The 22,755-nt window shown below is 51.6% G+C and carries 22 protein-coding genes; 19 read left to right on the top strand and 3 right to left on the bottom strand.

The features are described 5' to 3' along the window. The first annotated feature begins 24 nt into the window (after positions 1 to 24). The 4 genes from C12CBH8_RS02920 (at position 25) to C12CBH8_RS02905 (ending at position 4,900) form a co-directional block, all read left to right on the top strand. Positions 25 to 2,127, top strand: coding sequence for a heavy metal translocating P-type ATPase (locus C12CBH8_RS02920; RefSeq protein ID WP_215533503.1), 2,103 nt, complete (start codon positions 25 to 27; stop codon positions 2,125 to 2,127). Positions 2,128 to 2,141: 14 nt separating this feature from the next. Continuing rightward, on the top strand, positions 2,142 to 2,525 hold the full coding sequence (locus C12CBH8_RS02915) for a cation transporter (protein WP_090265156.1): 384 nt from the start codon (positions 2,142 to 2,144) through the stop codon (positions 2,523 to 2,525). A 97-nt stretch (positions 2,526 to 2,622) separates the two neighbouring features. After that, positions 2,623 to 2,898 (top strand): metal-sensing transcriptional repressor, encoded by a 276-nt coding sequence (locus C12CBH8_RS02910; protein ID WP_090265158.1) that lies wholly within the window; start codon positions 2,623 to 2,625, stop codon positions 2,896 to 2,898. 121 nt (positions 2,899 to 3,019) lie between these two features. Continuing rightward, positions 3,020 to 4,900: a heavy metal translocating P-type ATPase gene (locus tag C12CBH8_RS02905; RefSeq protein WP_215533502.1), complete on the top strand. Its 1,881-nt coding sequence runs from the start codon at positions 3,020 to 3,022 to the stop codon at positions 4,898 to 4,900. A gap of 107 nt (positions 4,901 to 5,007) precedes the next feature. On the opposite strand, the gene C12CBH8_RS02900 is transcribed toward C12CBH8_RS02905, so the two are convergent. Continuing rightward, positions 5,008 to 5,496 carry a deoxycytidylate deaminase gene (locus C12CBH8_RS02900; RefSeq protein ID WP_090265161.1) on the bottom strand — a complete coding sequence of 163 codons (489 nt, stop codon included), beginning with the start codon at positions 5,494 to 5,496 and terminating at the stop codon, positions 5,008 to 5,010. Between the two features lie 180 nt (positions 5,497 to 5,676). Between C12CBH8_RS02900 and rsmA the strand changes: the two genes are divergently transcribed. The 4 genes from rsmA to C12CBH8_RS02880 all read left to right on the top strand — a co-directional run bounded on the left by rsmA (position 5,677) and on the right by C12CBH8_RS02880 (position 8,497). After that, complete coding sequence (gene rsmA / locus C12CBH8_RS02895; protein WP_099323321.1) at positions 5,677 to 6,525, top strand: 16S rRNA (adenine(1518)-N(6)/adenine(1519)-N(6))-dimethyltransferase RsmA; 849 nt, start codon at positions 5,677 to 5,679, stop codon at positions 6,523 to 6,525. Between the two features lie 179 nt (positions 6,526 to 6,704). Continuing rightward, positions 6,705 to 7,106, top strand: coding sequence for a hypothetical protein (locus tag C12CBH8_RS02890; RefSeq protein WP_099323278.1), 402 nt, complete (start codon positions 6,705 to 6,707; stop codon positions 7,104 to 7,106). 226 nt (positions 7,107 to 7,332) lie between these two features. Further along, positions 7,333 to 8,085, top strand: coding sequence for a hypothetical protein (locus C12CBH8_RS02885; protein ID WP_215533501.1), 753 nt, complete (start codon positions 7,333 to 7,335; stop codon positions 8,083 to 8,085). Between the two features lie 19 nt (positions 8,086 to 8,104). Beyond that, a complete protein-coding gene (locus tag C12CBH8_RS02880; protein ID WP_099323277.1) occupies positions 8,105 to 8,497 on the top strand; it encodes a hypothetical protein in 393 nt (130 codons plus the stop codon). A 114-nt stretch (positions 8,498 to 8,611) separates the two neighbouring features. On the opposite strand, the gene thrS is transcribed toward C12CBH8_RS02880, so the two are convergent. Beyond that, positions 8,612 to 10,519 (bottom strand): threonine--tRNA ligase, encoded by a 1,908-nt coding sequence (gene thrS, locus C12CBH8_RS02875; protein WP_215533500.1) that lies wholly within the window; start codon positions 10,517 to 10,519, stop codon positions 8,612 to 8,614. 449 nt (positions 10,520 to 10,968) lie between these two features. Between thrS and C12CBH8_RS02870 the strand changes: the two genes are divergently transcribed. Then, the gene (locus C12CBH8_RS02870; protein ID WP_215533499.1) at positions 10,969 to 12,495 is read left to right on the top strand and encodes a phosphohexomutase domain-containing protein; all 1,527 of its coding nucleotides are present in this window, start codon (positions 10,969 to 10,971) and stop codon (positions 12,493 to 12,495) included. Between the two features lie 104 nt (positions 12,496 to 12,599). On the opposite strand, the gene C12CBH8_RS02865 is transcribed toward C12CBH8_RS02870, so the two are convergent. Next, positions 12,600 to 12,866 (bottom strand): helix-turn-helix domain-containing protein, encoded by a 267-nt coding sequence (locus C12CBH8_RS02865; protein ID WP_099323275.1) that lies wholly within the window; start codon positions 12,864 to 12,866, stop codon positions 12,600 to 12,602. Positions 12,867 to 12,980: 114 nt separating this feature from the next. On the opposite strand from C12CBH8_RS02865, the gene C12CBH8_RS02860 reads away from it, so the two are divergent. The 10 genes from C12CBH8_RS02860 (at position 12,981) to C12CBH8_RS02815 (ending at position 22,716) form a co-directional block, all read left to right on the top strand. Next, complete coding sequence (locus C12CBH8_RS02860; RefSeq protein WP_099323274.1) at positions 12,981 to 13,310, top strand: hypothetical protein; 330 nt, start codon at positions 12,981 to 12,983, stop codon at positions 13,308 to 13,310. Positions 13,311 to 13,438: 128 nt separating this feature from the next. Next, a complete protein-coding gene (locus C12CBH8_RS02855; RefSeq protein ID WP_215533498.1) occupies positions 13,439 to 13,795 on the top strand; it encodes a DRTGG domain-containing protein in 357 nt (118 codons plus the stop codon). Beyond that, on the top strand, positions 13,792 to 14,223 hold the full coding sequence (locus C12CBH8_RS02850) for an ATP-binding protein (protein WP_090265173.1): 432 nt from the start codon (positions 13,792 to 13,794) through the stop codon (positions 14,221 to 14,223). Before C12CBH8_RS02855 ends, C12CBH8_RS02850 begins: the two co-directional genes overlap by 4 nt. Before the next feature lie 50 nt (positions 14,224 to 14,273). Continuing rightward, complete coding sequence (locus tag C12CBH8_RS02845) at positions 14,274 to 15,599, top strand: [Fe-Fe] hydrogenase large subunit C-terminal domain-containing protein (RefSeq protein WP_215533497.1); 1,326 nt, start codon at positions 14,274 to 14,276, stop codon at positions 15,597 to 15,599. Further along, entirely contained in the window at positions 15,596 to 15,928 is a 333-nt protein-coding gene (locus tag C12CBH8_RS02840) for a DRTGG domain-containing protein (RefSeq protein ID WP_215533496.1), read from the top strand. The genes C12CBH8_RS02845 and C12CBH8_RS02840 overlap by 4 nt, the downstream gene beginning before the upstream one ends. Continuing rightward, positions 15,925 to 16,659 carry a PHP domain-containing protein gene (locus C12CBH8_RS02835; protein ID WP_215533776.1) on the top strand — a complete coding sequence of 245 codons (735 nt, stop codon included), beginning with the start codon at positions 15,925 to 15,927 and terminating at the stop codon, positions 16,657 to 16,659. Before C12CBH8_RS02840 ends, C12CBH8_RS02835 begins: the two co-directional genes overlap by 4 nt. Before the next feature lie 248 nt (positions 16,660 to 16,907). Then, the gene (iorA, locus tag C12CBH8_RS02830; RefSeq protein ID WP_215533495.1) at positions 16,908 to 18,695 is read left to right on the top strand and encodes an indolepyruvate ferredoxin oxidoreductase subunit alpha; all 1,788 of its coding nucleotides are present in this window, start codon (positions 16,908 to 16,910) and stop codon (positions 18,693 to 18,695) included. Continuing rightward, complete coding sequence (locus tag C12CBH8_RS02825; RefSeq protein WP_090265180.1) at positions 18,692 to 19,288, top strand: indolepyruvate oxidoreductase subunit beta; 597 nt, start codon at positions 18,692 to 18,694, stop codon at positions 19,286 to 19,288. The genes iorA and C12CBH8_RS02825 overlap by 4 nt, the downstream gene beginning before the upstream one ends. Positions 19,289 to 19,290: 2 nt before the next feature. After that, a complete protein-coding gene (locus tag C12CBH8_RS02820) occupies positions 19,291 to 20,520 on the top strand; it encodes a phenylacetate--CoA ligase family protein (protein ID WP_390489951.1) in 1,230 nt (409 codons plus the stop codon). Between the two features lie 327 nt (positions 20,521 to 20,847). Continuing rightward, positions 20,848 to 22,716, top strand: a complete 1,869-nt coding sequence (locus C12CBH8_RS02815) for a right-handed parallel beta-helix repeat-containing protein (protein WP_215533494.1) — start codon at positions 20,848 to 20,850, stop codon at positions 22,714 to 22,716. Positions 22,717 to 22,755: the final 39 nt, after the last annotated feature.

Here is a 22,755-nt window from a genome sequence, read left to right as displayed (position 1 = left end):
CTCTTTCTTTGCGGAGGTTTTTTCATGAAATTTCAAATCATGCACGAGAGCAACGGACGCATCCGCGTAAAGATGATTCAGCCTCGGATGACTCTGGATCAAGCTGATTTGTTGGAGGCCTATTTGCAGACCTTGGACGGCGTATATCGGGTCACGGTGCACGAGAGGACTTGTTGTGCCGTCGTCTGGTACCGGTCGTCCCGGGAGGAGCTGATTGGGCATATCAGCCGATTCTCCTACGAGAATCACAAGGAATTGGCACCGCTTCACAGCAGCCGTGCACTCAATCGGGCCTATGAGGAAAAATTGGTAGGGATGGTGATTTTTAAAGCCATTCGTTCCCTCTTTTTCCCCGCCCCTCTGCGCATGGCTTTTGCTATAGTCAAATCGATCCCTTATTTGTTCCGCGGTCTTCGATGCTTATTGCGTGGAAAGCTCCATGTGGAATTGCTGGACGGCTTGTCCATCGGCATCTCCATTGCCCGCCGGGATTTCGGTACGGCCTCTTCGGTTATGTTCCTCTTAAAGCTGGGAGAGCTGTTGGAGGAATGGACTCACAAAAAATCGGTGGATGATCTGGCCCGGTGCATGTCCTTAAACATCGATCGGGTATGGCTTAAGACGTCTTCCAGCGAAGTACTCACCCCCCTCTCGCAGATCAAAACCGGCGATCATATTGCAGTCCATATGGGCGGCCTCATTCCCTTAGACGGCGTCATTGAAGAGGGGGAAGTCATGGTCAATCAGGCCTCCCTGACCGGCGAGTCGATCCCGGTGCCCAAACGTCCCGGTATGACGGTGTACGCCGGTACGGTAGTGGAGGAAGGCGAATGTGTCCTCCTGGTGCAACAGCAGTCTGGCGACGGACGCTATGATAAAATCGTGGCTATGATTGAGCAGTCGGAGAAGCTGAAATCGGCGGCGGAGAATAAGGCGTCCAATTTAGCCGACCGCCTGGTTCCTTATACTCTTGCAGGCAGCGTCCTGACCGGTCTGCTTACCCGGAACATCACACGGGCTCTGTCGGTGCTGATGGTGGACTTCTCCTGTGCCCTCAAACTGGCTATGCCCTTGGCGGTGCTTTCGGCTATGCGGGAGGCCAGTGGATATCACGCCACGGTAAAGGGCGGCAAGTATCTGGAGGCCGTCGCACAGGCCGATACCATCGTGTTCGATAAAACCGGGACCTTGACCCGAGCCTGCCCGATGGTGGCGCAGGTCATCCCCTTTGGCGGACACAGTGAAACGGAAATGTTGCGTCTGGCCGCCTGCCTGGAGGAGCATTTCCCCCATTCCATGGCCAATGCAGTGGTCCAAGCTGCCCGGGATCGGGGCCTCTCCCATGAGGAAATGCATTCTCAGGTGGAGTATCTGGTGGCCCACGGCATTGCCAGCACGGTCGGGGATGAAAAAGTGATTGTGGGAAGCGCCCATTTTGTCTTTGAGGATGAGGGGTGCACCATCCCCGATGGAGATCAGGATCGCTTCCGCTCTCTGCCGGAGGAATATTCCCATCTCTATCTGGCCATCGGCGGCGTATTGGCGGCGGTGATCTGCATTTCAGATCCCCTGCGCCCGGAAGCCGCTGAGGTCATCCAAGCGCTGCGGCAACTGGGTATCCGCAAGACCGTGATGCTCACCGGCGACAGTGAACGCACTGCTGCGGCCATCGCCGCTCAGGTGGGGGTGGACGAATATCGTTCGGAAGTCCTGCCCGAGGACAAAGCGCAGTTTGTGGAAGAGGAACGTGCCAAAGGCCACAAGGTCATCATGCTGGGAGACGGCATCAACGATTCCCCCGCCCTATCGGCGGCCGATGTGGGAATCGCCATCAGCGACGGCGCCGCTATCGCTCGTGAAATCGCCGACATCACCATCTCGGCGGACAATCTTTTTGAACTGGTCAGCCTGTGGAAAATCGCTATGAAGCTGGAGCGCCGTATCCAGTCCAATTACCGGTTTGTCATCGGCTTCAACGGCGGGCTGATCGGCCTGGGTGCGGCGGGGATCCTTCCGCCGGCTACCTCCGCTATGCTTCACAATCTTTCCACCTTGGGTGTGAGTCTGCGGAGCATGACCAATCTCTTGGATCACTCTTCGCAGCCTGGACATCCGCACAACCAATAAGGGAGAATGGTTTTATGAGTACTGTCATTATTGTTGTCGTTTTGGCTGCACTGTGTATTTTTACCGTTTATAAGTATGTCAAAAAGCTCCGTTACGGCGGAGGCTGCTGCGGGGAACACGAGCCTGCCGAAAAAAAGGTCAAGGTTGAGGATCGGGATAAAAGCCACTATCCTTACACCGTGACCCTCACCATCGACGGCATGACCTGCGGCAACTGCGCCAGACGGGTCGAGAACGCTTTAAACCGTCTGGACGGCGTATGGGCCACTGTGGACTTGGGCGCCGCTCAGGCCAAGCTGCTTCTTAAAAAACAGCCTGAGGAAGCCGTGCTTCGTCAGGCCGTCCGGGATGCAGGATATGCGGTAACGGCAATCCGTCAAGGGGACGGACAGCATTAAAGTCCTTATCGGGAAGGGAACAGGCCTTTCGTTGACAAGCCGGTTGGATCCCAGTATAATGGTACCCATACCCTCAGCGGTATGGGAGGTGCAAAAAATGAGACAATGTATGGATGCCGACAATCTGCACCGGCGTTTGAAAAAGATCATCGGCCAGATTCAGGCCATCGACCGGATGGTGGATGAAGACGTCCCCTGTGAGGATATTCTGTCGCAAATCAACGCTGCAAAATCGGCTCTGCACAAAGCCGGCCAAGTGGTGTTGGAGGGGCATATTAAGCATTGCGTCCGGGACGGCATTGAACATGGAGACGCCGACCAGACCATCGCCAATTTCACCAAAGCTGTGGAGCGTTTTGCCAACATGACCTGACGCGTTTCCTAGAGATCAAACCCAGTCGTAATTGCGGCTGGGTTTCTTTTTTCGCCTTGACAACCCATACCCCTATTGGTACAATATACCTATACCCCGATAGGTATAGGAGATGTGTGTCATGGAAAAACTGGAGAAGCTTTTGGAATGGGGCGGCACAAAACGGGATATTGTTTTCCTGATTCTCTCAGCCGTCGCATTGATCGTCAGCATCTTTGATCTTTTGCCCCTCCCCTTCGATGCCTCATGGATCGCCATTGTATTATGCGGGATTCCCATCCTGCTGGAAGCCTTCATCGGACTCGTCACCGCCTTTGACATTAAGGCGGACGTATTGGTTTCCATCGCACTGATCGCATCGGTGGTAATAGGGGAAGATTTTGCCGCCGGTGAAGTGGCGTTCATCATGCAGCTGGGCGCGCTGTTGGAGGATCTGACGGTGGCCAAGGCGCGGGCCGGAATCGAGAAATTGGTCCATCTGACGCCCCGTACCGCCAGGGTTCTAATGGGGACGGAGGAACGGATCATCCCAGCCGAGGAGGTCAAGGTGGGAGATATTCTCCGGGTACTTCCCGGCGAGACGGTGCCGGTAGACGGTGTCATTCGGTCCGGGCAAACCTCCATCAACCAGGCTGTCATGACGGGGGAATCCCTGCCGGTTGATAAAGTCGCGGGAGATGAGGTATCCAGCGGCACAGTCAATCAATTTGGATCTTTTGACATGGAGGCCACTAAGGTTGGGGAAGACAGTTCCATCCAGAGGATGATACGTCTTGTACAATCGGCAGATGCGGGAAAAGCCAAAATCGTAGGCATTGCCGACAGATGGGCCACATGGATTGTTGTCATCGCCCTGACTGCCGCCGCCATCACCTGGCTTGTCACCGGTGAGATCATCCGCGCTGTGACCATTTTAGTCGTATTTTGCCCCTGCGCTCTGGTGTTGGCAACCCCTACGGCCATTATGGCCGCCATTGGAAACGCTACAAAACACGGATTCCTCGTGCGGGAAGGAGATGCCTTGGAGCGTCTGGCATTGGTTTCCAAATTCACCTTTGATAAAACAGGCACTTTAACCTATGGTACCCCTAAAGTCGTCCAGGTTAAAAGCTTCCTACCCGATGTTTCCGAAGAGGAGCTTTATTCTTATGCGGCCGGTGCAGAACTTCGTTCTGAGCATCCCCTGGGAAAAGCGGTAGTCAGCTGTTATCGCACAGAGGTAAAAAAGGAGCTGCTGCCGGTAGAGCAATTCCAAATGCTGCCCGGACGAGGCGTTCAAGCCGATGTCGCCGGAAAAAGCATTCTGGCCGGCAACGAACAATTGATGCAAGAGAGATGCATCCATCTCTCAAAGGAAATCCGTGATGCAGTCAAGCAACATCTGGATAACGGATGCACGGTGATTTACATCGCTGTGGAGGCAGCCGCCGCGGGATTCCTGGCCCTGTCCGATACCCTGCGTCCGGAAGCCGCCGGTATGATCGCGCAGATCAAGCAGACCGGCGTGATCCCGGTCCTCTTAACCGGGGATCATGAAAATGTCGCCCGCCATATTGCAAAGCAGTTGTCCATTGACGACGTCCAGGCGAACTGTCTGCCGGAAGACAAGCTGCGTTATATCGACGCGTGTCAGGATGAAAAACGTCAAGTTTGCATGATCGGGGACGGCATCAACGACGCTCCCGCTTTGAAGAAATCCTATGTGGGCATCGCCATGGGAGGCATTGGAAGCGATATCGCAGTAGACGCCGCCGACATTGCCCTGGTCAACGACGACATCAAAGAGATTCCACATCTGCTCCAGCTTGCCAAAAGGATGATGCTGACCATCAAATGCAATCTGACTTTTTCCATGACTCTCAATTTTGCAGCCATTGTGTTGGCCATCACCGGTATTTTGAATCCCGTTGTAGGCGCACTGGTACACAACGCCGGTTCGGTATTTGTCATCATCAATTCCGCCTTCTTGCTTAAATGGAGAAAGAAAAGGAAGTCCTCCTGACCTTTCCGGTAAAAAATACCCATCAATCATACAAAAGAGACGGCTTGTTAAAACAAACCGTCTCTTTTCCTTTTCATCGTTATATCTCTAAAATACAGCTTTTACGCTTAATACCCACCGATGCCATTGATGGCGTTGTCGTCATCTACCCAATCCTGAACATAGATGGCAGTAAATTCATCTCTGGTGTTGCGGATGACCACCCGTTTGATCCCGGCGTTGATGATGAGGCGCTTGCACATGGAGCAAGAGTTCGTCCCAGCCACAAGTTCACCGGTTTTCATATCCTTACATGCCAGATATAACGTAGCATCGATCATATCATTGCGGGCGGCTGAGATGATGGCGTTTGCTTCGGCATGCACCGACCGGCAAAGCTCATACCTTTCTCCTCTTGGGATTCCCATCTCCTCCCTCAGACAGACCCCTAGATCGGAACAGTTTTTGGATCCCCGCGGTGCGCCGTTATATCCGGTGGCGATGATCTGGTCATTTTTCACGATGATAGCCCCAAATCCGCGGCGCAAACAGGTGCTGCGTTCGGCCACCGTCTCGGCAATGTCCAGATAATAATTCTCTTTATCCCTTCGTTTCATCCCGATTCCCTCCCATGCACTCAGGTTGTCTCTTTTCATGATACCCGATTTTTCCCCTTCTGACAATTCATTTTGCGAAAAACAGCCGGTATGGTATAATAAAATTCAATTCTATCATCGTTGCCACAGCTATCGTTTTTATCATATCATTGAAAAGGGGTACGGGATCCGATTATGACCATGAATCTCTCCAATATTTCTACCATCCGCCAACTTCTCAGCCGCCACGGCTTCCAATTTTCCAAATCGTTAGGGCAAAACTTCCTAATCAACCCTTCGGTTTGTCCCCGTATGGCTCAGCAGTCGGGGGCAGACGCATCCACCGGCGTGCTGGAAATCGGTCCCGGCATCGGCGTTCTGACCACCGAACTGGCCAAAGTGGCTGGAAAAGTCGTGACGGTGGAAGTGGATGCCCGTCTTCTTCCCGTGCTGGAAGAAACAGTGGGACATCTTTCCAACGTCCAGGTTGTCCATGGGGATATCCTCAAGCTGGATCTTTCCAAACTACTTGGACAATACTTCCCCGATATGGATGTGGTGGTCTGTGCAAATCTGCCTTATTATATCACCTCCCCTATCCTGATGGCGCTTTTGGAAAGCAGGCTGCCCTTTCGGTCCATTACGGTAATGGTGCAAAAAGAAGCGGCCGACCGCATCTGCGCCGCCCCTGGGACGAGGGCGTCCGGCGCCATCAGCGCCGCCGTCCACTACTATGCCGCTCCTCAAGTGCTGTTTCCCGTCAGCCGGGGTTCTTTTTTGCCGGCCCCTAATGTGGATTCTTGTGTGATCCGCTTGGATCTTCATCCTACACCGCCGGTTAATGTCACAAATGAGCGCCGCTTTTTCGCTCTGATTAAAGCAGCGTTCGGCCAGCGCCGCAAAACGGCTTCCAACTCTATCAGCGCTGGATTGGGCATCCCTAAGTCCACTGTGTCAGACGCTTTGAAAGCGCTGGGTCTCCCTCCTTCTATCCGAGCCGAACAATTGACGTTAGAGCAATTTACCGCTTTAAATGAACAGCTTTTATAAGAGGCAAGGACCTCGCCGCTGCCGAAATTATGACAGCGGCGAGGTATCAATTTTTACATGTATAATACTATTATCTCCCAAAAAGCACGTTGATAATGCATATTATTTATGATATAATTTTATTAAGTTAAGATATTTTATATTGTTTGACAACAGGCTGTATAAGGGGGATTTTTTCTATGAAGCGGGTAGTTGATTATCTCTATTATATCGTTTTAATTGCTGGGGTCCCTTTATCCTGTATGTTCTCTAATTATTTAGCGGCAATGGTCAACCGTACATTTCAGCCTTTTCCTTTTACTTACCTATTTTACTTGGTCGTATTTTTATTTGGCATTTATTTATTTTTAGGTAGGTTCTTAAGGTTATCTGAAAAGGAATCGGTTTTGTGCAAAGCTGTTACCATTGTTATGATGTTTCTCTTTTCTATGCCGTCCCTGCTGTTTCCGATTGGGATTACAAACATTGTCGCAACAAGTAAGCTTTATATCCTGCCCTTTTTGATAGTAGGATTCCTGCTGCCCTCGATGATCTTTGACATTGTCAACATCGTAAAAGCAAAAAAACATCATACTATTTAGTATTAGATCTCCCCGCTGCCGGAATTACGACAGCCGGGAGATTTTCTTTTTGTAACTGTTTTTTATTGGTAACAAGTTTATGCGTCATAACTAGATAATTATTTTATTTTTATTTATAAATTATTATTTACATTTTTTATTTTTTATGGTATAATTTCACTTGTAAAAACAATGAAGGGAATGGTTCCAATGTTTCTCAATTCCTAAGATTTAGATCATTGTATTTTTGATAAAATTTGAAAGGAAGAGAGTCATAAAAAGAATCATTGCTATTTTATCTGCCATTTGTTTGTTATGTTGTATTTCTATTTCTGTATATGCTGAAACATCCATCGAAGCCTTATCAGATGATTTTATCACTATAGAATCCTATCCTGAAATCACTGATTTAGATAAACTGTTTGAAATGGCAGAACCAGTTTCTAGTAGTGCAGAAATTCAGACCCGTTCGTTTTCTATACAATCAGAGCAAGATGAGTACATTTGGGATACCTACGTAGTCGATCAAAAGCTCTCTCTGAAACGTAATGCTCAAACAGGTGAAGAAGTTGAAGAACATGTGAAAACCTTTTTTAATGTTGCTTCTCTGAATGATAGCAATAACAGAGGAAAGTATGATTCCACTGGAAGCGTTTATTTCTTTACAAACATTTACTTTATCTCTACAACTGTTTCTGGAGTTCCCGCTTATGATCTTACTGAAATAACGGGTGGTTATACAAACTATAGCTCGACCGCCCAAGTTGTCAGCCAGAAAATCAGTTATGGTCAAAGTGGTTTTACCACTGGAGGTTATAAGACACAGAACAGTTCATCCACTTTCGGATCGGTTTCTACAAGTTGGCGGATCTCCCCTCCGTCTTCATGGGTTCCTGTCACAAATGAGACTATGAGTGTGATAGGCGCTACAGGAGAATACACTTTGAAAAACAAGTCTGGCTCTTCCACATGGAGTTGTGTGCTTGAAAATATTCTTTAATTCAGAAGGAGGAATTTTCATGAGACGCATATTCAGCTATCTTTATTACGCCGGATGTATCGCCTTTGTCCTCTGCTTGGGTTTGCTGGAAAATGGGATGCAGGAAGCATTCTCCACCTTTTCTTTCTCATCTATGGTTCCTTTCTTTGGATTGCTTTTTCTTTTGGGCGCATTTGTCTGGCTCAAGCGGTTTGTGCATCTCTCTCCTCTGGAAATTCTTCTATGTGACGTTGTTTGCGTCCTGGCGTTCTTGATTCTGTCCCCACTGCTACCTTTCTTGGGCGTTTCCATTCTACCTCTTTCGATCTATACATCCGACTTGATCATGTTTTTTTCCTTCGCTTTTTTGGGCTATTTCCTGGCGGATACCGTTTCTGCTGTTGTCACCCTTGTGAAGCAGCCCAAAGCATAATTGCCGGAATCTTACTATTGCTTTTACACGATTCCTTTCTACGAAAAAATCAGCGCCCTCTGCACAGAATGCAGAGGGCGCTGATTTTATTTATCTCTATTCTGTTTTGGGCAATCAGGAGCGGGTACGGATTTCCTCCTGCACCTCACCGATAAACTGTTCCACCGCCATGCTGCCTTTGTCGCCCTCCTTGTGGGAACGGACCGACACCTGGCCGCTTTCGGCTTCCTTATCGCCTACGATGACCATATAAGGGATCTTTTGCAGCTGGGCTTCACGGATCTTATAACCCATCTTTTCAGCACGGTAATCGGCCTCTACGCGCAGCCCCGCATCAAACATGGACTGTTCCAACTGCTTGGCATAGTCATGATGCCGCTCGCTGATGGGAATGATCTTGACCTGGGTGGGTGCCAGCCAAGTGGGGAAGGCACCGGCAAAATGCTCGATCAAAATGCCGATAAACCGCTCGATGCTGCCAAACACCACGCGATGGATCATAATGGGACGATGCTTTTGCCCGTCCTCGCCGGTGTACTCCAGCTCAAAGCGCTCGGGAAGCTGCATATCCAGCTGGATGGTACCGCACTGCCAGGTACGTCCGATGGCGTCCACCAGGTGGAAGTCGAGCTTCGGGCCATAGAACGCGCCGTCGCCTTCATTGACGGTGTAATCCCGGCCCAATTCCTCAATGGCGCCGCGCAGTCCGTCGGTGGCCCGTTCCCAATCCTCTTCACTGCCCATGTGATCCTCGGGCATGGTGGAAAGCTCGATGTGATACTCAAATCCGAAAAGGCTGTACACCTCGTCGATAAGGCGTACAACGCCCTTGATCTCATCCTTAATCTGCTCGGGAGTCATGAAAATATGAGCATCGTCCTGATTGAAGCAGCGCACCCGCATGAGACCGTGCAGCGCGCCCGAAAGCTCGTGACGATGCACTAGGCCGATTTCGCCCATACGCAGGGGAAGATCCCGATAGCTGTGGGGTTTTGTTTTATAGACCAGGATACCGCCGGGACAGTTCATGGGCTTGATGGCAAAATCGGTGTCGTCAATGACGGTGGTATACATATTTTCCTTATAATGATCCCAGTGGCCGCTTCGTTCCCAAAGCGTCCGGTTGAGCATAATGGGGGTGCTGATCTCCTGATATCCTGCCCTGGTATGCACTTCACGCCAGTAATCGAGGAGAGTATTTTTTAGGATCATTCCTTTGGGCAGGAAGAAGGGGAATCCGGGGCCCTCTTCCATGATGGTAAACAGCTCCAATTCCTTGCCCAGTTTCCGATGATCCCGTTTTTTTGCTTCCTCCAGCATGGTCAGGTATTCCTCCAGCTGGCTGGCCTTGGGGAAGCATGTGCCATAGATACGGCACAGCATAGCCTTATCGGAATCACCGCGCCAATAAGCGCCGGTTGCACTGGTCAATTTAATGGCCTTCACAGGGCCGGTGGTCATCAGATGGGGGCCGGCACACAGATCCATAAACTCTGCCTGACGATAAAAGCTGATGCTTTCCCCTTTGCCGGCGTGTTCGGCGATGAGTTCCACTTTATAAGGTTCATCGGCCTCCTCCATGGTCTTGGTGGCCTCCTCCGGGGACATCTCAAACCGTTCCAGCGGGATGTTCTCCTTGACGATCTTCTTCATCTCGGCCTCGATCTTTTCCAGATCGTCGGTGGTGAAGGGAGTCTCCACATCAAAGTCATAATAAAAACCGTTGTCAATGGCCGGGCCGATGGCCAATTTCGCCTTGGGGTACAGGCGTTTGATGGCCTGGGCCAGGATATGGGATGTAGTATGGCGGAAAGCCCATTGGCCATCGGGATGATCAAAGGTGAGGATATCCACCTGGCAGTCCTTGGTCAGAGGGGTGCGCAGGTCGGCCATCTGGCCGTCGATGTGGGCGACACAGGCCGCTTTGTAAAGGCCCATGCCGATGGACTTGGCAAGCTCGGCCACTGTAGTACCGGCTTCCACCTGGCGGACGTCGCCGCCTTTGAGAGTGATGTTGATCATTTGCTTCAGCTCCTTGCAGCATTTTCTAGTCGGGGATGGGCCTCTTTTCCAAACAAAAACGCCCCGCCCCCAGACACTGGGGCGAGGCGACTGCCACGCGGTTCCACCCAATTTCAGCGCACGTTTTGACTCTGCGCTCTCATTGCCCCGATAACGGCGGGAGAACCGGCGCACCTTACACCTAGGTTTTCAGCGCGCACTCTGGGGCGGTAGCCTTCTCCCTCTGCCGACGCGCTCCCAGCCGACGGCGCATCTCTCTTAAGGCAAATTTCTGGAACAGGCCTTCCCCTTCGACGTTTTATTGTGTTTCATGATAGCATCCTCCCCTCCCAAAGTCAAGAGGCGGTATCCACGGTTTTTCTATGTTTTCTCATGATTGAACCAAGGGAATTTGTCTGATATAATAAAAATAGGAATGCGCGAAATTTGGGATTTGGAGGGAATGAAATTTGATCCAGAAAATTGAGTGGAAAAAGCTTCAAAACGGCAGCGATATCCGAGGTGTAGCCCTGCCTGGCGTAGAGGGTCAACCGGTCAATCTGACACCCGAGGCCGCCAGTTTTATTGGGGCCGCTTTCGGCTTATGGCTCTCCTGCCGCACAGGCAAAGACATGGAAGGCATCCGGGTGGCAATCGGACGGGACTCCCGCCTGTCCGGCCCCACCCTGTTGGACGCCGCCGCCCAAGGCCTCCAGCATATGGGCGTCACGGTCACCGACTGTGGACTGTGTTCCACCCCCGCTATGTTTATGACTCTGGTGACCGAAGGATTCCAGTTTGACGGTTCCATCATGGTCACGGCTAGCCATCTGCCCTTCAACCGCAACGGCCTTAAGTTTTTTGTCCCGGAGGGGGGACTCGATCACGACGATATCACCGCCCTTCTGGACATCTGTGAAAAAGGGGAGTTTCCCATCGCCGTCCACAGCGGCAAACGGGAGACTTTGGATTTTCTTTCGGTGTATGCAAACGGGCTGGTGGACAAGATCCGCCGCGCTACCGGCAGTGAACTCCCCTTGGATGGGCTGCGCATCGTGGTGGATGCCGGCAACGGCGCTGGCGGGTTCTATGCCCAGAAGGTTCTGAAACCTCTGGGAGCCGATACCGAAGGCAGCCAGTATCTCGATCCGGACGGCAATTTCCCCAACCACATCCCCAATCCGGAGGATGCTACCGCTATGGCCGCTATCCGTGAGGCGGTACTTCAAAATCACGCCGACTTGGGTATCATCTTCGACACCGATGTGGACCGTGCCGCTGTCGTGGACAATGAGGGACAGGAAATCAACCGCAACCGCATTATCGCCCTGCTTACCGCCATCCTGCTCTCGGAACATCCCGGAACTACCATCGTCACCGATTCGGTAACCTCCAGCGGACTGGCCTCCTTTATCCAATCGCTGGGCGGGGTACACCATCGTTTTAAACGGGGATACAAAAACGTCATCAACGAGGCCATCCGTCTCAACGGGGAAGGGATCGACTGCCAGGCCGCTATTGAAACCTCTGGCCATGGCGCTTTGAAGGAAAATTACTTCCTGGACGACGGCGCTTATCTGGTGTCCAAGATCCTGGTGCAGATGGCCAAGCTCCGCCGTGAGGGCCGGACCATCGGCCAGCTCATCGACTGTTTGGACGAACCGGCGGAAGCCGCTGAAGTACGGTTTCCAATCCTGTCAAAAGACTTTAAATCTTACGGCCAGAAGGTTTTAAACGATCTGCTGGAACTGGTCAATCAACAGCCCAATTGGATACTGGCCCCCGATAATCGGGAAGGCGTCCGGGTCTCCTTCGGCAAAGAGGACGGCGACGGCTGGTTCCTGCTGCGTCTCTCCCTCCACGATCCCATTTTACCTTTGAACATCGAATCTGATCAGCCCGGCGGTGTGAAGATCATCGCCCAGCATATCCACTCCTTCTTGTCCCAATACGATGGACTGGACATCTCCCCCCTCACTCGTCTGATCCAACCGTAATGGTTTGCGTTTCACATACCGGCAAAATGCCCGCTGAATTCTTATCATTCAGCGGGCATTTTTTCTATCTGTTAAGCATCCGGCGATTTTGTTATAAGCAGCGGTCAAAGCTGACCCAACTTCGGTATATCGGATGGAATTAAACCGTCAAATAGCTCGGAAAAGTCAACATCATAAATGACCTTTAGCAAAATCAGGTCGCTAATTTTTATGTTGCGAACGCCATTTTCAATTTTGGAATAGGTATTACGAGACATTGTACTTCCACGCAATTGCAACTCACTAACCAAATCTGCTTGGGATAATCCATAGGCTTTTCTAAGTCGTAGTAAATTTTCTCCAATACTAATGTCCTGAATAAACTTATTCATTGTATGTTCCTCCAAAAATGATACTATCTAGTACACACCGGCTTGATTATATCAGGAAAGGGCGTTATACTTGTGTACTAGATAGTACCAAATCAATAAAAAGGTGGAGTGACTATGGAGTTAGCAACAAAGTTTCGACAAGAAGAAGCCGTAAGATTCTTTCAATGGATGGCAAGTGAGCCAGGTGAAAGCGAAATTGTAGATGATGTGATTTTTCAAAATGCAAAACCCAAAGAAGTTATCAAGTGCCTAAAAATCATCAAGAACAAGCAATTCTATTTCCTAATGCCGTTTTTGTTTCGAGTCTGCAACATGAGTGGCGCACTGGCGAAAGCCAAAGAGCTAGTCTTAGTAGAAAAGCTGGAAAGGGATTTACGATTCTCATCCTTCGACGATACTCTTGAAAACTTAATCCAGAAATTATGTGTGGAGCTAGAGGAATAGTGATCCATGGGGAAAAATACAGAGTTTTGGTAGAAAAATCTAGCAAAAAACCTTTTCTAAAATTAAAAAATATGGTATAATTGCTGGAAGCATTCCGGTATCTGATTTGTGATGGGAGGAATCATACCATGTTGGTACGTGAAATCGCAGAAATCCTCAAAGCCAATATCATCTGGGCCGATGAGGAAGCCCTGGATGCCGAGGTCCATACCGCCTGCGGCAGCGATATGATGAGCGACGTATTGGCCTTTGTCAAGGATCAATCGGTGCTGCTCACCGGTCTGGTCAATCCCCAGGTGGTGCGCACAGCCGAGATGATGGAGATGAAATGCATTGTCTTTGTGCGGGGCAAAACCCCGGATGATTCCATTGTCCAGCTGGCCAAACAGCGGGATATCGCCCTGCTTGCTACGCCTTACCGGCTGTTTACGGCCTGCGGCCTTCTGTATACCCATGGCCTGCGAGGGGGATGTGAGTTGGAATGAGCCAGTCCATTCATCTGCATTACGACGTCCCCGGCGACGATTTTACCCGTGCCGGCGAAGCCTCCGGCATGGTCAAAAACCGGTTGAAAAAATTGGGGTTCCCCTCTGAGGCTGTGCGCCGTGTGGCCATCGCCATGTACGAGGGGGAGATCAATATGGTCATCCATGCAAACGGCGGCGCAGCTGAGATCGACATCGCCCCCGACCGCATCGACATCCAGCTCATCGACCACGGCCCCGGCATCCCGGACGTGGAAAAGGCCATGCAGGAGGGCTGGTCCACTGCCCCTGACAACGTCCGTTCCCTGGGTTTCGGCGCCGGTATGGGCCTGCCCAACATCAAAAAATACACCGACCAAATGAACATCGACACCGAAATCGGCAAGGGGACGACCGTATCGATGACGGTATTTGTCCCAGGCAAATAACCCATCCGGCAAACAAGGCCTCTTTTGGCCCTGCAAAGGAGTGACCCGCTTTGGATCGTTTTTTCCATTCGGTTACCCTCGATAAGGATAAATGCAAAGGGTGCACCAACTGTATCAAACGCTGTCCCACTGAGGCCATCCGCGTCCGGGGAGGCAAGGCGGTCATCATGAGCGAGCGGTGCATTGACTGCTCGGTGTGCATCCGTGTGTGCCCTTACCACGCCAAAAAGGCGCGTCCTGATCCCATCGAGTCCATCGAAAAGTTCAAATATAAAATCGCCCTGCCCGCCCCCACCCTCTACGGCCAGTTTAACAATCTGGACGATATCGATACAGTTCTTACCGGCCTGAAAAAGATCGGGTTTGACCACGTGTTTGAGGTATCGCGGGGGGCGGAGATCATCAGCGAAGCCACCCGCCGCGTCATGAGCGAAGGCAAGATCCCGAAACCGGTCATCAGTTCTGCCTGTCCGGCGGTGGTACGCCTTATTCGAGTGCGTTTTCCCGATCTTTGTGAAAATGTCCTTCCCCTCAAAGCTCCCATGGAGACGGCCGCCATCATGGCCAAACGGGAGGCTCACGAACAAACCGGTCTCCCGCTCAGCGACATCGGCGTCTTTTTCATCACCCCCTGCGCCGCCAAGGTGACCGACATCAAGATGCCCATCGGCATTGAACATTCGGCGGTGGACGGCGCCATCGCCATCAGCGACATCTATCCTGCCCTGGTGGGAGCCATGAATAAACTGGACGGCCACACAGAATCCTTGTCCCACTCCGGCATCATCGGCGTGGGATGGGCCGGTATTGGCGGCGAATCGGCAGCTTTGCTCAACGAACAATACTTAGCGGCCGACGGCATTGAAAACGTCATCAAGGTGCTGGAGGAGCTGGAGGACGAACGTCTCAGCGAACTGGATTTTATCGAGTTAAACGCCTGTCCCGGCGGATGCGTCGGCGGCGTCTTTACGGTAGAGAATCCATACGTGGCCCGGGCGCGCATCCAGAAACTGCGCAAATATCTGCCGGTATCCTGCAACCATCTAAGTGGGGAGGCTATTCCTCCCCAACTGAAGTGGACGTCGGAACTGGAATTTGCACCGGTGCTCAATCTGGCCGACAATGTAGTAGAGGCCATGGAACGCATGACCCAGGCCCAAGGCATCGCCGAATCCCTGCCGGGCTTGGACTGTGGATCCTGCGGCGCCCCATCCTGCCGCGCTCTGGCTGAGGATATCGTACTAGGTCAGGCCAAGGAGAGCGACTGCATCTTTAAGATGCGGGAACGCATCCAGTCCATCGCCAACCAGTTGACTGAAATCGAGGGGTATGTCCCTCATCCATCTATTTCTCCCAAGGAGGGTGATTCCCAATGACGGTGGCTCAAATTGCAAAGGCCCTTGATTTGAAGATTCTTGCCGGTGAAGAAGGGCTTAACCGTCCTGTCACAGGCGGATACTGCGGCGACCTCCTCAGCTGGGTCATGGGCCGTGCCCAGGAAGGCGACGCTTGGATCACTGTGATGGGCAATCTCAATTCCATCGCCGTGGCCTCTTTGGCCGACACGGCCTGCATCATCCTGGCCGAACGGGCTGAGTTTGACGCGGATGCCAAGACCCGCGCCGACGAGGAGGGCATTCCCGTCTTAGGCAGCGAGAAACCCACCTACGCTTTGGCGGTGGAATTGTCCCGGTGCCTGGGATGAAGATCCACTACGATTTGCACATTCATTCGGCCCTATCCCCCTGCGGCGATAACGACATGACGCCCAACAATATCGTCAACATGGCCAAACTATGCGGTCTCACCATGATCGCCGTCACCGATCACAATTCTTGCCTCAACTGTCCGGCGGCGGTGGAAGCGGGACGGCAGATCGGAGTGACGGTGGTGCCTGGGATGGAGCTGTGTACGGCGGAGGATATCCATGTGGTGTGCCTGCTACCCGATCTGGACGCATCGGCAACATTCTCAGATTATGTGCATCAGAAAATTCCTCCCCTGCCGGCAGATGACGATATCTTTGGCCGGCAGCTTATTATGGACGAAGAGGATAATATCATCGGCACAGAACCTCTTCTGCTGGTGACGGCCGCCGACATTGGAGTAGACCAGATCCACGATTTAGTTGCTTCCTTTGGTGGGGCTTGCTTTCCCGCCCACATCGATAAGAGCGCTTACAGTATCCTGGCCTCTTTGGGCGCCATCCCGCCGGAAGCCGGGTTCACAGCGGCGGAAATCTCCAGCAAGGGGGATGTAGAAACCCTTAAAAAGGAACATCCTATTTTGCAGTCCATACCCCTGTTTCTCAATTCCGACGCCCATATGCTGGATCAGCTGAGAGACGCTGGGCCATGGCTGGATCTGCCGGACTGTTCTATCAAGTCACTCATCGATGGAATTAACAACCGATTCCCCATGAAATGGGCTCGATAAACCAAAGCCGTTGGCGGATGCCGGCGGCTTTTTTGTTGCGAATCCAGGCTTTGCTGGTAAAAGAGGCCAGAAAATGATGGAGTTTTATCGGGAAAATTGCAAAAATAAGAGAGAAAGCGTATAATAATAGATAGTTACCATATCCGAGAAAGAAGACAGTTTCTCGGCAGCAAGCGTTGGGGATTTATGAAGCACATCCCTGCGCGGTACTATTTGGGAAATTTACATGGACAGGAGGGTGCCAACCCTTGGAAAAACAGTTTTTGATGGGCAATCAGGCCATCGGATTGGGTGCGATTCGCGCCGGCGTCCGCGTTGTGGCCGGTTACCCTGGCACACCGTCAACCGAAATTTTGGAAACCATCGCTAAAAATAATCCCGGCGATGTCTACGTGGAGTGGTCGGTCAATGAAAAAGCCGCTCTGGAAGTTGCCGCCGGCGCTGCCTATGCCGGCGCCCGCACTTTGGTCACGATGAAACAGGTGGGTCTTAACGTGGCTTCCGATCCGCTGATGAGTCTAGCTTATGTGGGCGTCAAAGGCGGAATGGTCATCGCTGTGGCCGATGATCCCGGCCCCATTTCCTCCCAGACCGAACAGGATACCCGGCATTTCGCGCAGTTCAGCAAGCTGCCGGTGTTTGACCCCTGTTCTCCGGAGGAAGCCTACGAGATGATCGTGGATGCCTTTGCGTATTCGGAAAAGTATCATACCCCGGTCTTATTCCGTCCCACTACCCGGGTATGCCACGGTTGTGCCTCCATTCAGGTGGACGGTGAACGGCAGGACCATGATCCCGAAGGGTTTGTCAAGGACTCTTCCCGCTGGGTCATCTTCCCCCGCCTCTCCTTCCAGAATCACAAGATGATTGAAGGGCGCAATCCCCGCATCGGCGAGGATTTTTCCTCCTATCGTTTCAATGAACTGACCGGTTCGGGCAAACGCGGTATCGCCACCGGCGGCGTCAGCTACGAATATACCCGGGAAGTCCTGGGAGAGCTTACTCCTAAACTTTTGAAGGTGGCCACGCCTCATCCCTTCCCGGAAAAACTGGCGCTGGAGTTTTTGGACGGCCTGGATGAAGTGCTGGTCATCGAGGAACTGGATCCGGTCATAGAACGGGAACTGACCTATCTCTGCGGCAAACATCATTTGAATGTCACCATCCGCGGCAAGCTGACCGGCGACATTCCGCCTGCCGGTGAGAATACGGTGGAATCGGTGCGGGAAGCGGTATCCCGGTTTTTGGAGCTTCCCTATGAAGCACCCGAACTTCCTGAACTGCCCTCCATGCCAATTCGTCCGCCAGTGCTGTGTGCCGGATGCCCCCATCGCGCTTCCTTCTACGCCGTCAAGCAGGCCATGAAGGGGAAAAAGGCTGTGTTCTCCGGCGATATCGGATGCTATACCTTGGGCAATGCCCAGCCTTTGGATATGGTGGATACCTGCCTTTGCATGGGTGCTGACGTCACTATGGCCCAGGGCCTCCATCGCGTGGAACCCGACGCCGTCAACTTTTCCTTTATCGGCGACTCCACTTTCTTCGCCTCCGGCATCACAGGCGTGGTCAACGCCGTTTACAACCAGACCGATATCGTGCTCATTGTGCTGGACAATTCCACCACCGCTATGACTGGACATCAGCCCCATCCCGGCACCGGTATCACCATGATGGGGGACGTCTCCCAGAAGATCAGTATCCCCACAGTGCTGGAAGCCATCGGAGTGAAACATGTTGCCACGGTCGATCCGCTGGACTTAAAAGCCGCTATCGAGGCTGTCAAAGAGGCTGCCGGGATCAAAGGCGTATCGGCTGTCATCTTCAAGTCCCCTTGTATCGCCGTCACAAAACCGGCAGGACTGTTCTCTGTGGACGAGGGGAAATGCATCGGCTGTCAAAAGTGCATCCGTGAACTGGGATGTCCCGCCACCACCATGGAGGGCAAAAAGGCTTTCATCGAACCCAGCTTGTGTTACGGCTGCTCTATCTGCGCCCAAGTCTGTCCGGTAGGAGCCATCGGAGGTGACCAGAAATGACCATCAATTGTATGTTGGCCGGCGTGGGCGGTCAGGGAACGGTACTGGCTTCCAAGCTCATCGCCCAATCGGCCATGAACCGGGGCCTCAATGCACGGACGGCTGAGACCATCGGTATGGCCCAACGGGGCGGCTGTGTCGTCAGCCACGTCCGCATCGGGGAGGAGATCCATTCCCCCATGATCCCGCTTGGGAAAGCCGACGTCATTCTGGGCTTTGAACCGGCCGAAGCAGTACGGTGCCTTCCCTATCTCAAACCGGACGGCGCAGTGGTGGTCAGCCAAAAAGCCATCCGCCCGGTGACCGCCTCCCTGGGCGGGCATTACGACGGCGATGAGATGCTGGACTACCTAAAACAGCATGTAAATCACCTCATCCTTGTGGACGGCGGAGCCATTTGCAAGCAGTGCGGTTCGGCCAAAGTTCTCAACGTCGCTTTGTTGGGAGCCGCCTGCGGAGCCGGTCTGCTGGGGCTTTCGAAAGAACAACTGGAAGAGACCATCCACCAGCGGCTGCCACAGCGGTTTGTGGAACTCAATATAAAAGCTCTGCACGCTGGCATAGCGGCAGCACAAGGGGGAACTGATCGATGAAAATGAAGCAATTCCAATTTGACCTGATTAAAAAACAGCTGAAGAAATTGACGTCCATACCGGGCGGCTTTTATCAGAAAAAATTTGACGGTATCGACATCGACGCCATTCAAACCCAGTCGGACTTTGAAAAACTTCCCTTTTCCTGGAAGGGGGATCTGCGTGAGGCCTATCCGCTGGGACTCCAAGCCGTGCCGGACAGTGAAATCGTCCGCATCCACTCGTCGTCGGGCACAACCGGTACGCCGGTCATCATCCCCTACACCAAGCAGGATATTGAAGATTGGGCCGTTATGTTTGAACGGTGTTACCGCACCGCCGGCGTCACCAATCTGGACCGGGTCCACATCACCCCCGGATACGGTTTGTGGACAGCCGGTATCGGGTTTCAAGCCGGTGTGGAACGTTTGGGTGCAATGGCCATCCCCATGGGCCCGGGCAACACCGACAAACAGCTTCGCATGATGGTGGATCTGAAATCGACGGTACTGTGCGCCACCTCATCTTACGCCCTGCTGTTGGCTGAGGAAATCGCCCGCCGCGGCATTGGCGATCAGATTCATCTGAAAAAAGGCATCATCGGTTCCGAACGCTGGGGGGAGAAGATGCGCCGCCGCATCGCCGCTGAACTGGGCGTACAGCTCTACGATATCTATGGCCTCACCGAGGTATACGGTCCCGGCATCGGCATGAGCTGCGACCACGAATGCGGTATGCATTATTGGGACGATTATATCTACTGTGAAATTGTCGATCCTAAAACCGGTGAAATTGTCCCGGACGGCGAGATTGGCGAACTGGTCATCACCACCCTGCGAAAAGAGGGCGCTCCCCTCATCCGTTACCGGACCCACGATCTCACCCGTTTCCTTCCCGGCGACTGTGCCTGCGGCCTGGACTATCCACGCATCGACACCCTCATCGGCCGCACCGACGATATGATCAAGGTCAAGGGGGTCAATATCTTCCCCAGCCAGATTGAGGAAGTTCTTCACGATATCCCCGGTGCTTCCAGTGAATATCAAGTGATGATCGACCATCTCAACGGCAAGGATATTATGACCCTATTTGTAGAGAAGGATCAAGGAACGGATGCCGCTCAGTTAGAAGAAATCATCGCCATTGTATTCAAGAGCCGAATTGGCATTGCTATTGTTCCAAAGGCGGTAAATATCGGAGACCTTCCCCGCAGTGAAAAAAAATCTACCCGGATTTTTGACAATCGTTATTAAGCCCTTTGGATTGAAAAAGCCCAGATGTTTCCTTCATCTGGGCTTTTTGTATTTCAAAATGTACTACATCATATTAAAATATATTAAAATAGTACAAAAAATATTTTATAAACTTAGTTGAAGTCCGGATAAATTTTTTGTATAATTTTTTCTATTTTTTAGGAATTATTTTCTAATTTAGGTTGAAACAAGAAATACTTTATGTTAAAATTAAGATAATTGTAGTTTAGTGACAGATCTAGTCGTCGATGTCGTTCATCTTGTTAAAAACAGATAAAACACTAAATTTTATCTGTTAAAAATATCATAATGCAGGAGGTAAAGATCATGAAAACCACAAAACGTTCCCTGCTGGCAAGCGGCTTGGCTGTGCTCGTATGCATCGCCATGCTGGCGGGCGCCACCTTCGCCTGGTTTACCGACAGCGTCGTAAACAAGGGCAACAAGATCCAGTCTGGTTCCCTGTCCATCGACGCCTATGCCTATGACCTTGATAAGGACGGTACCGGCGGCTTCACCATTGAAGGCGTCAACGGCGGCAAACCCTTCACCTTTGAAGAGGAAGGCCAGGATCTGAAGAAAGATCCTAACCCCATCCTCAACGAGACCCTGTGGGAACCCGGCAAATCCTCGGCTAAACTCCTGAAGGTACAAAACAACGGTACTCTGGCTGCCAAGATCAAGCTGGAGTTTGTTCTGACCGATGGCGGACTACAGGACGCCCTGTGGTTTGACTTCATCCAGGTGAAGGACGGACAAGTCACCGGACAGTTCACAAAACGTCCTATGAGCGAATTGGCAACCATCGCCCAGAATCTGGAGCTGCCTGTATTGGCGGGACAAAATGTACAGTTTATTCTGGTGTACGGCATGAACGAAGAGGCCGGCAATGAGTATCAGGATAAGAGCTTCTCTGCTGACATCGCTATCCTGGCCACCCAGTACACCGAGGAAGAAGACGGTTTCGGCAGCGATCAGTACGATAAAGACGCTGAGTACAAAGCTTGGGATGGAGAAACCACTGATACCGATTGGTTTGAACAAGCCGATCCGGACGCTCCTTCTTATGAGCTGGATTCTCCAGAGGCTCTCGCTGGTTTGGCACAGCTGGTAGAACAAGGTACATCCTTTAAGGACAAGACCATTGAACTTACCGGAGATGTCAGCCTGGGAAATCAGGAATGGACTCCCATCGGTAACAATTCCCATCCTTTTGAAGGCACCTTCGATGGCAATGGCAACACAGTCAAAAATCTGAATCCTACTACAAACGAAGGTTATACTGGTCTATTTGGCACTTTGGATAACGCTGCTGTTCAAGATGTTACCATCAGCGGCGGTACTGTGGATGCTACCACTGGTAAGACAGGAGTCTTGGCAGGTCAATCAAAGGGATCTACCATCCAAAACGTCACAGTGGACGGCGTCACTGTCAATGGGAAACCCAGCGACGATTCTTACACTGGCGGTATCGTTGGCGAAGGGTACACTGGCACTATCGATGGTTGCACCGTAAAAAACAGCACCATCACCGGCGGCAATTTCCTGGGTGGTATTTCCGGCCAAGGCTATGCTAAAATCAACAACTGCACTGTGGAAAGCTGCCAGATTACCGGTTCCAGCTGGAAGGTTGGCGGTATTATTGGCCAGCTCAATGAAGGTACTTTTACATTTGAAAACCTGTTGGTGAAAGATACTGTTATTACAGCTGGCAGCAACGGATTTGGCGCTATTGTCGGCTTCTCCAACTATGGCAACAAAACTTTTAATAATTGCGATGTGCAAAATTGCACCCTGAAAAAGTCTACGTCTTCTCTTTCAGGAGCCGCTGGTTTAATTGGCCAGATCTATGGACAGTCCGGTAATATCTTTAATTTTAACGACTGTGATGTCTCTGGTCTAAAATTCGAATCATCTTCTTCGATTTCCGGCATCGGCGGATTCGTGGGGAATGGTTACTGGCGCGGATTCAGCGGCGTTACCGTTAATTTCAAAGACTGCACCACTGAGATTACAAATATCGTTTCCAATGGCACTGCAACCAACGCTGGTGCATTTGTTGGCGATGGCAAGAGCAACACCTTCAACTTTACCGGTTCCAATACTGCTGTCACTACTGACACTGGTATTACCGAACTCATCGGTAATCAAGGCGCTACCATCACTGGTGAAGACACTGTTTCCTTCTCGAAATAATATGTTTTCTACCGCCCCAGCCTCTTCTGCTTTTTTGAT

Origin of the sequence: Solibaculum mannosilyticum, assembly GCF_015140235.1 — a bacterium.
GTDB classification, from domain to species: Bacteria; Bacillota; Clostridia; order Oscillospirales; family Acutalibacteraceae; genus Solibaculum; species Solibaculum mannosilyticum.
This window is presented reverse-complemented; position numbering and strand designations above follow the sequence as displayed.

Excerpts from the sequence above, each read along its gene's own strand:
- C12CBH8_RS02920 (WP_215533503.1), top strand. The coding sequence starts at position 25 with ATGAAATTTCAAATCATGCACGAGAGCAACGGACGCATCCGCGTAAAG.
- C12CBH8_RS02915 (WP_090265156.1), top strand. The coding sequence starts at position 2,142 with ATGAGTACTGTCATTATTGTTGTCGTTTTGGCTGCACTGTGTATTTTT.
- C12CBH8_RS02910 (WP_090265158.1), top strand. The coding sequence starts at position 2,623 with ATGAGACAATGTATGGATGCCGACAATCTGCACCGGCGTTTGAAAAAG.
- C12CBH8_RS02905 (WP_215533502.1), top strand. The coding sequence starts at position 3,020 with ATGGAAAAACTGGAGAAGCTTTTGGAATGGGGCGGCACAAAACGGGAT.
- C12CBH8_RS02900 (WP_090265161.1), bottom strand. The coding sequence starts at position 5,496 with ATGAAACGAAGGGATAAAGAGAATTATTATCTGGACATTGCCGAGACG.
- rsmA (WP_099323321.1), top strand. The coding sequence starts at position 5,677 with ATGAATCTCTCCAATATTTCTACCATCCGCCAACTTCTCAGCCGCCAC.
- C12CBH8_RS02890 (WP_099323278.1), top strand. The coding sequence starts at position 6,705 with ATGAAGCGGGTAGTTGATTATCTCTATTATATCGTTTTAATTGCTGGG.
- C12CBH8_RS02880 (WP_099323277.1), top strand. The coding sequence starts at position 8,105 with ATGAGACGCATATTCAGCTATCTTTATTACGCCGGATGTATCGCCTTT.
- thrS (WP_215533500.1), bottom strand. The coding sequence starts at position 10,519 with ATGATCAACATCACTCTCAAAGGCGGCGACGTCCGCCAGGTGGAAGCC.
- C12CBH8_RS02865 (WP_099323275.1), bottom strand. The coding sequence starts at position 12,866 with ATGAATAAGTTTATTCAGGACATTAGTATTGGAGAAAATTTACTACGA.
- C12CBH8_RS02860 (WP_099323274.1), top strand. The coding sequence starts at position 12,981 with ATGGAGTTAGCAACAAAGTTTCGACAAGAAGAAGCCGTAAGATTCTTT.
- C12CBH8_RS02855 (WP_215533498.1), top strand. The coding sequence starts at position 13,439 with ATGTTGGTACGTGAAATCGCAGAAATCCTCAAAGCCAATATCATCTGG.
- C12CBH8_RS02850 (WP_090265173.1), top strand. The coding sequence starts at position 13,792 with ATGAGCCAGTCCATTCATCTGCATTACGACGTCCCCGGCGACGATTTT.
- C12CBH8_RS02840 (WP_215533496.1), top strand. The coding sequence starts at position 15,596 with ATGACGGTGGCTCAAATTGCAAAGGCCCTTGATTTGAAGATTCTTGCC.
- C12CBH8_RS02835 (WP_215533776.1), top strand. The coding sequence starts at position 15,925 with ATGAAGATCCACTACGATTTGCACATTCATTCGGCCCTATCCCCCTGC.
- C12CBH8_RS02825 (WP_090265180.1), top strand. The coding sequence starts at position 18,692 with ATGACCATCAATTGTATGTTGGCCGGCGTGGGCGGTCAGGGAACGGTA.
- C12CBH8_RS02820 (WP_390489951.1), top strand. The coding sequence starts at position 19,291 with ATGAAGCAATTCCAATTTGACCTGATTAAAAAACAGCTGAAGAAATTG.
- C12CBH8_RS02815 (WP_215533494.1), top strand. The coding sequence starts at position 20,848 with ATGAAAACCACAAAACGTTCCCTGCTGGCAAGCGGCTTGGCTGTGCTC.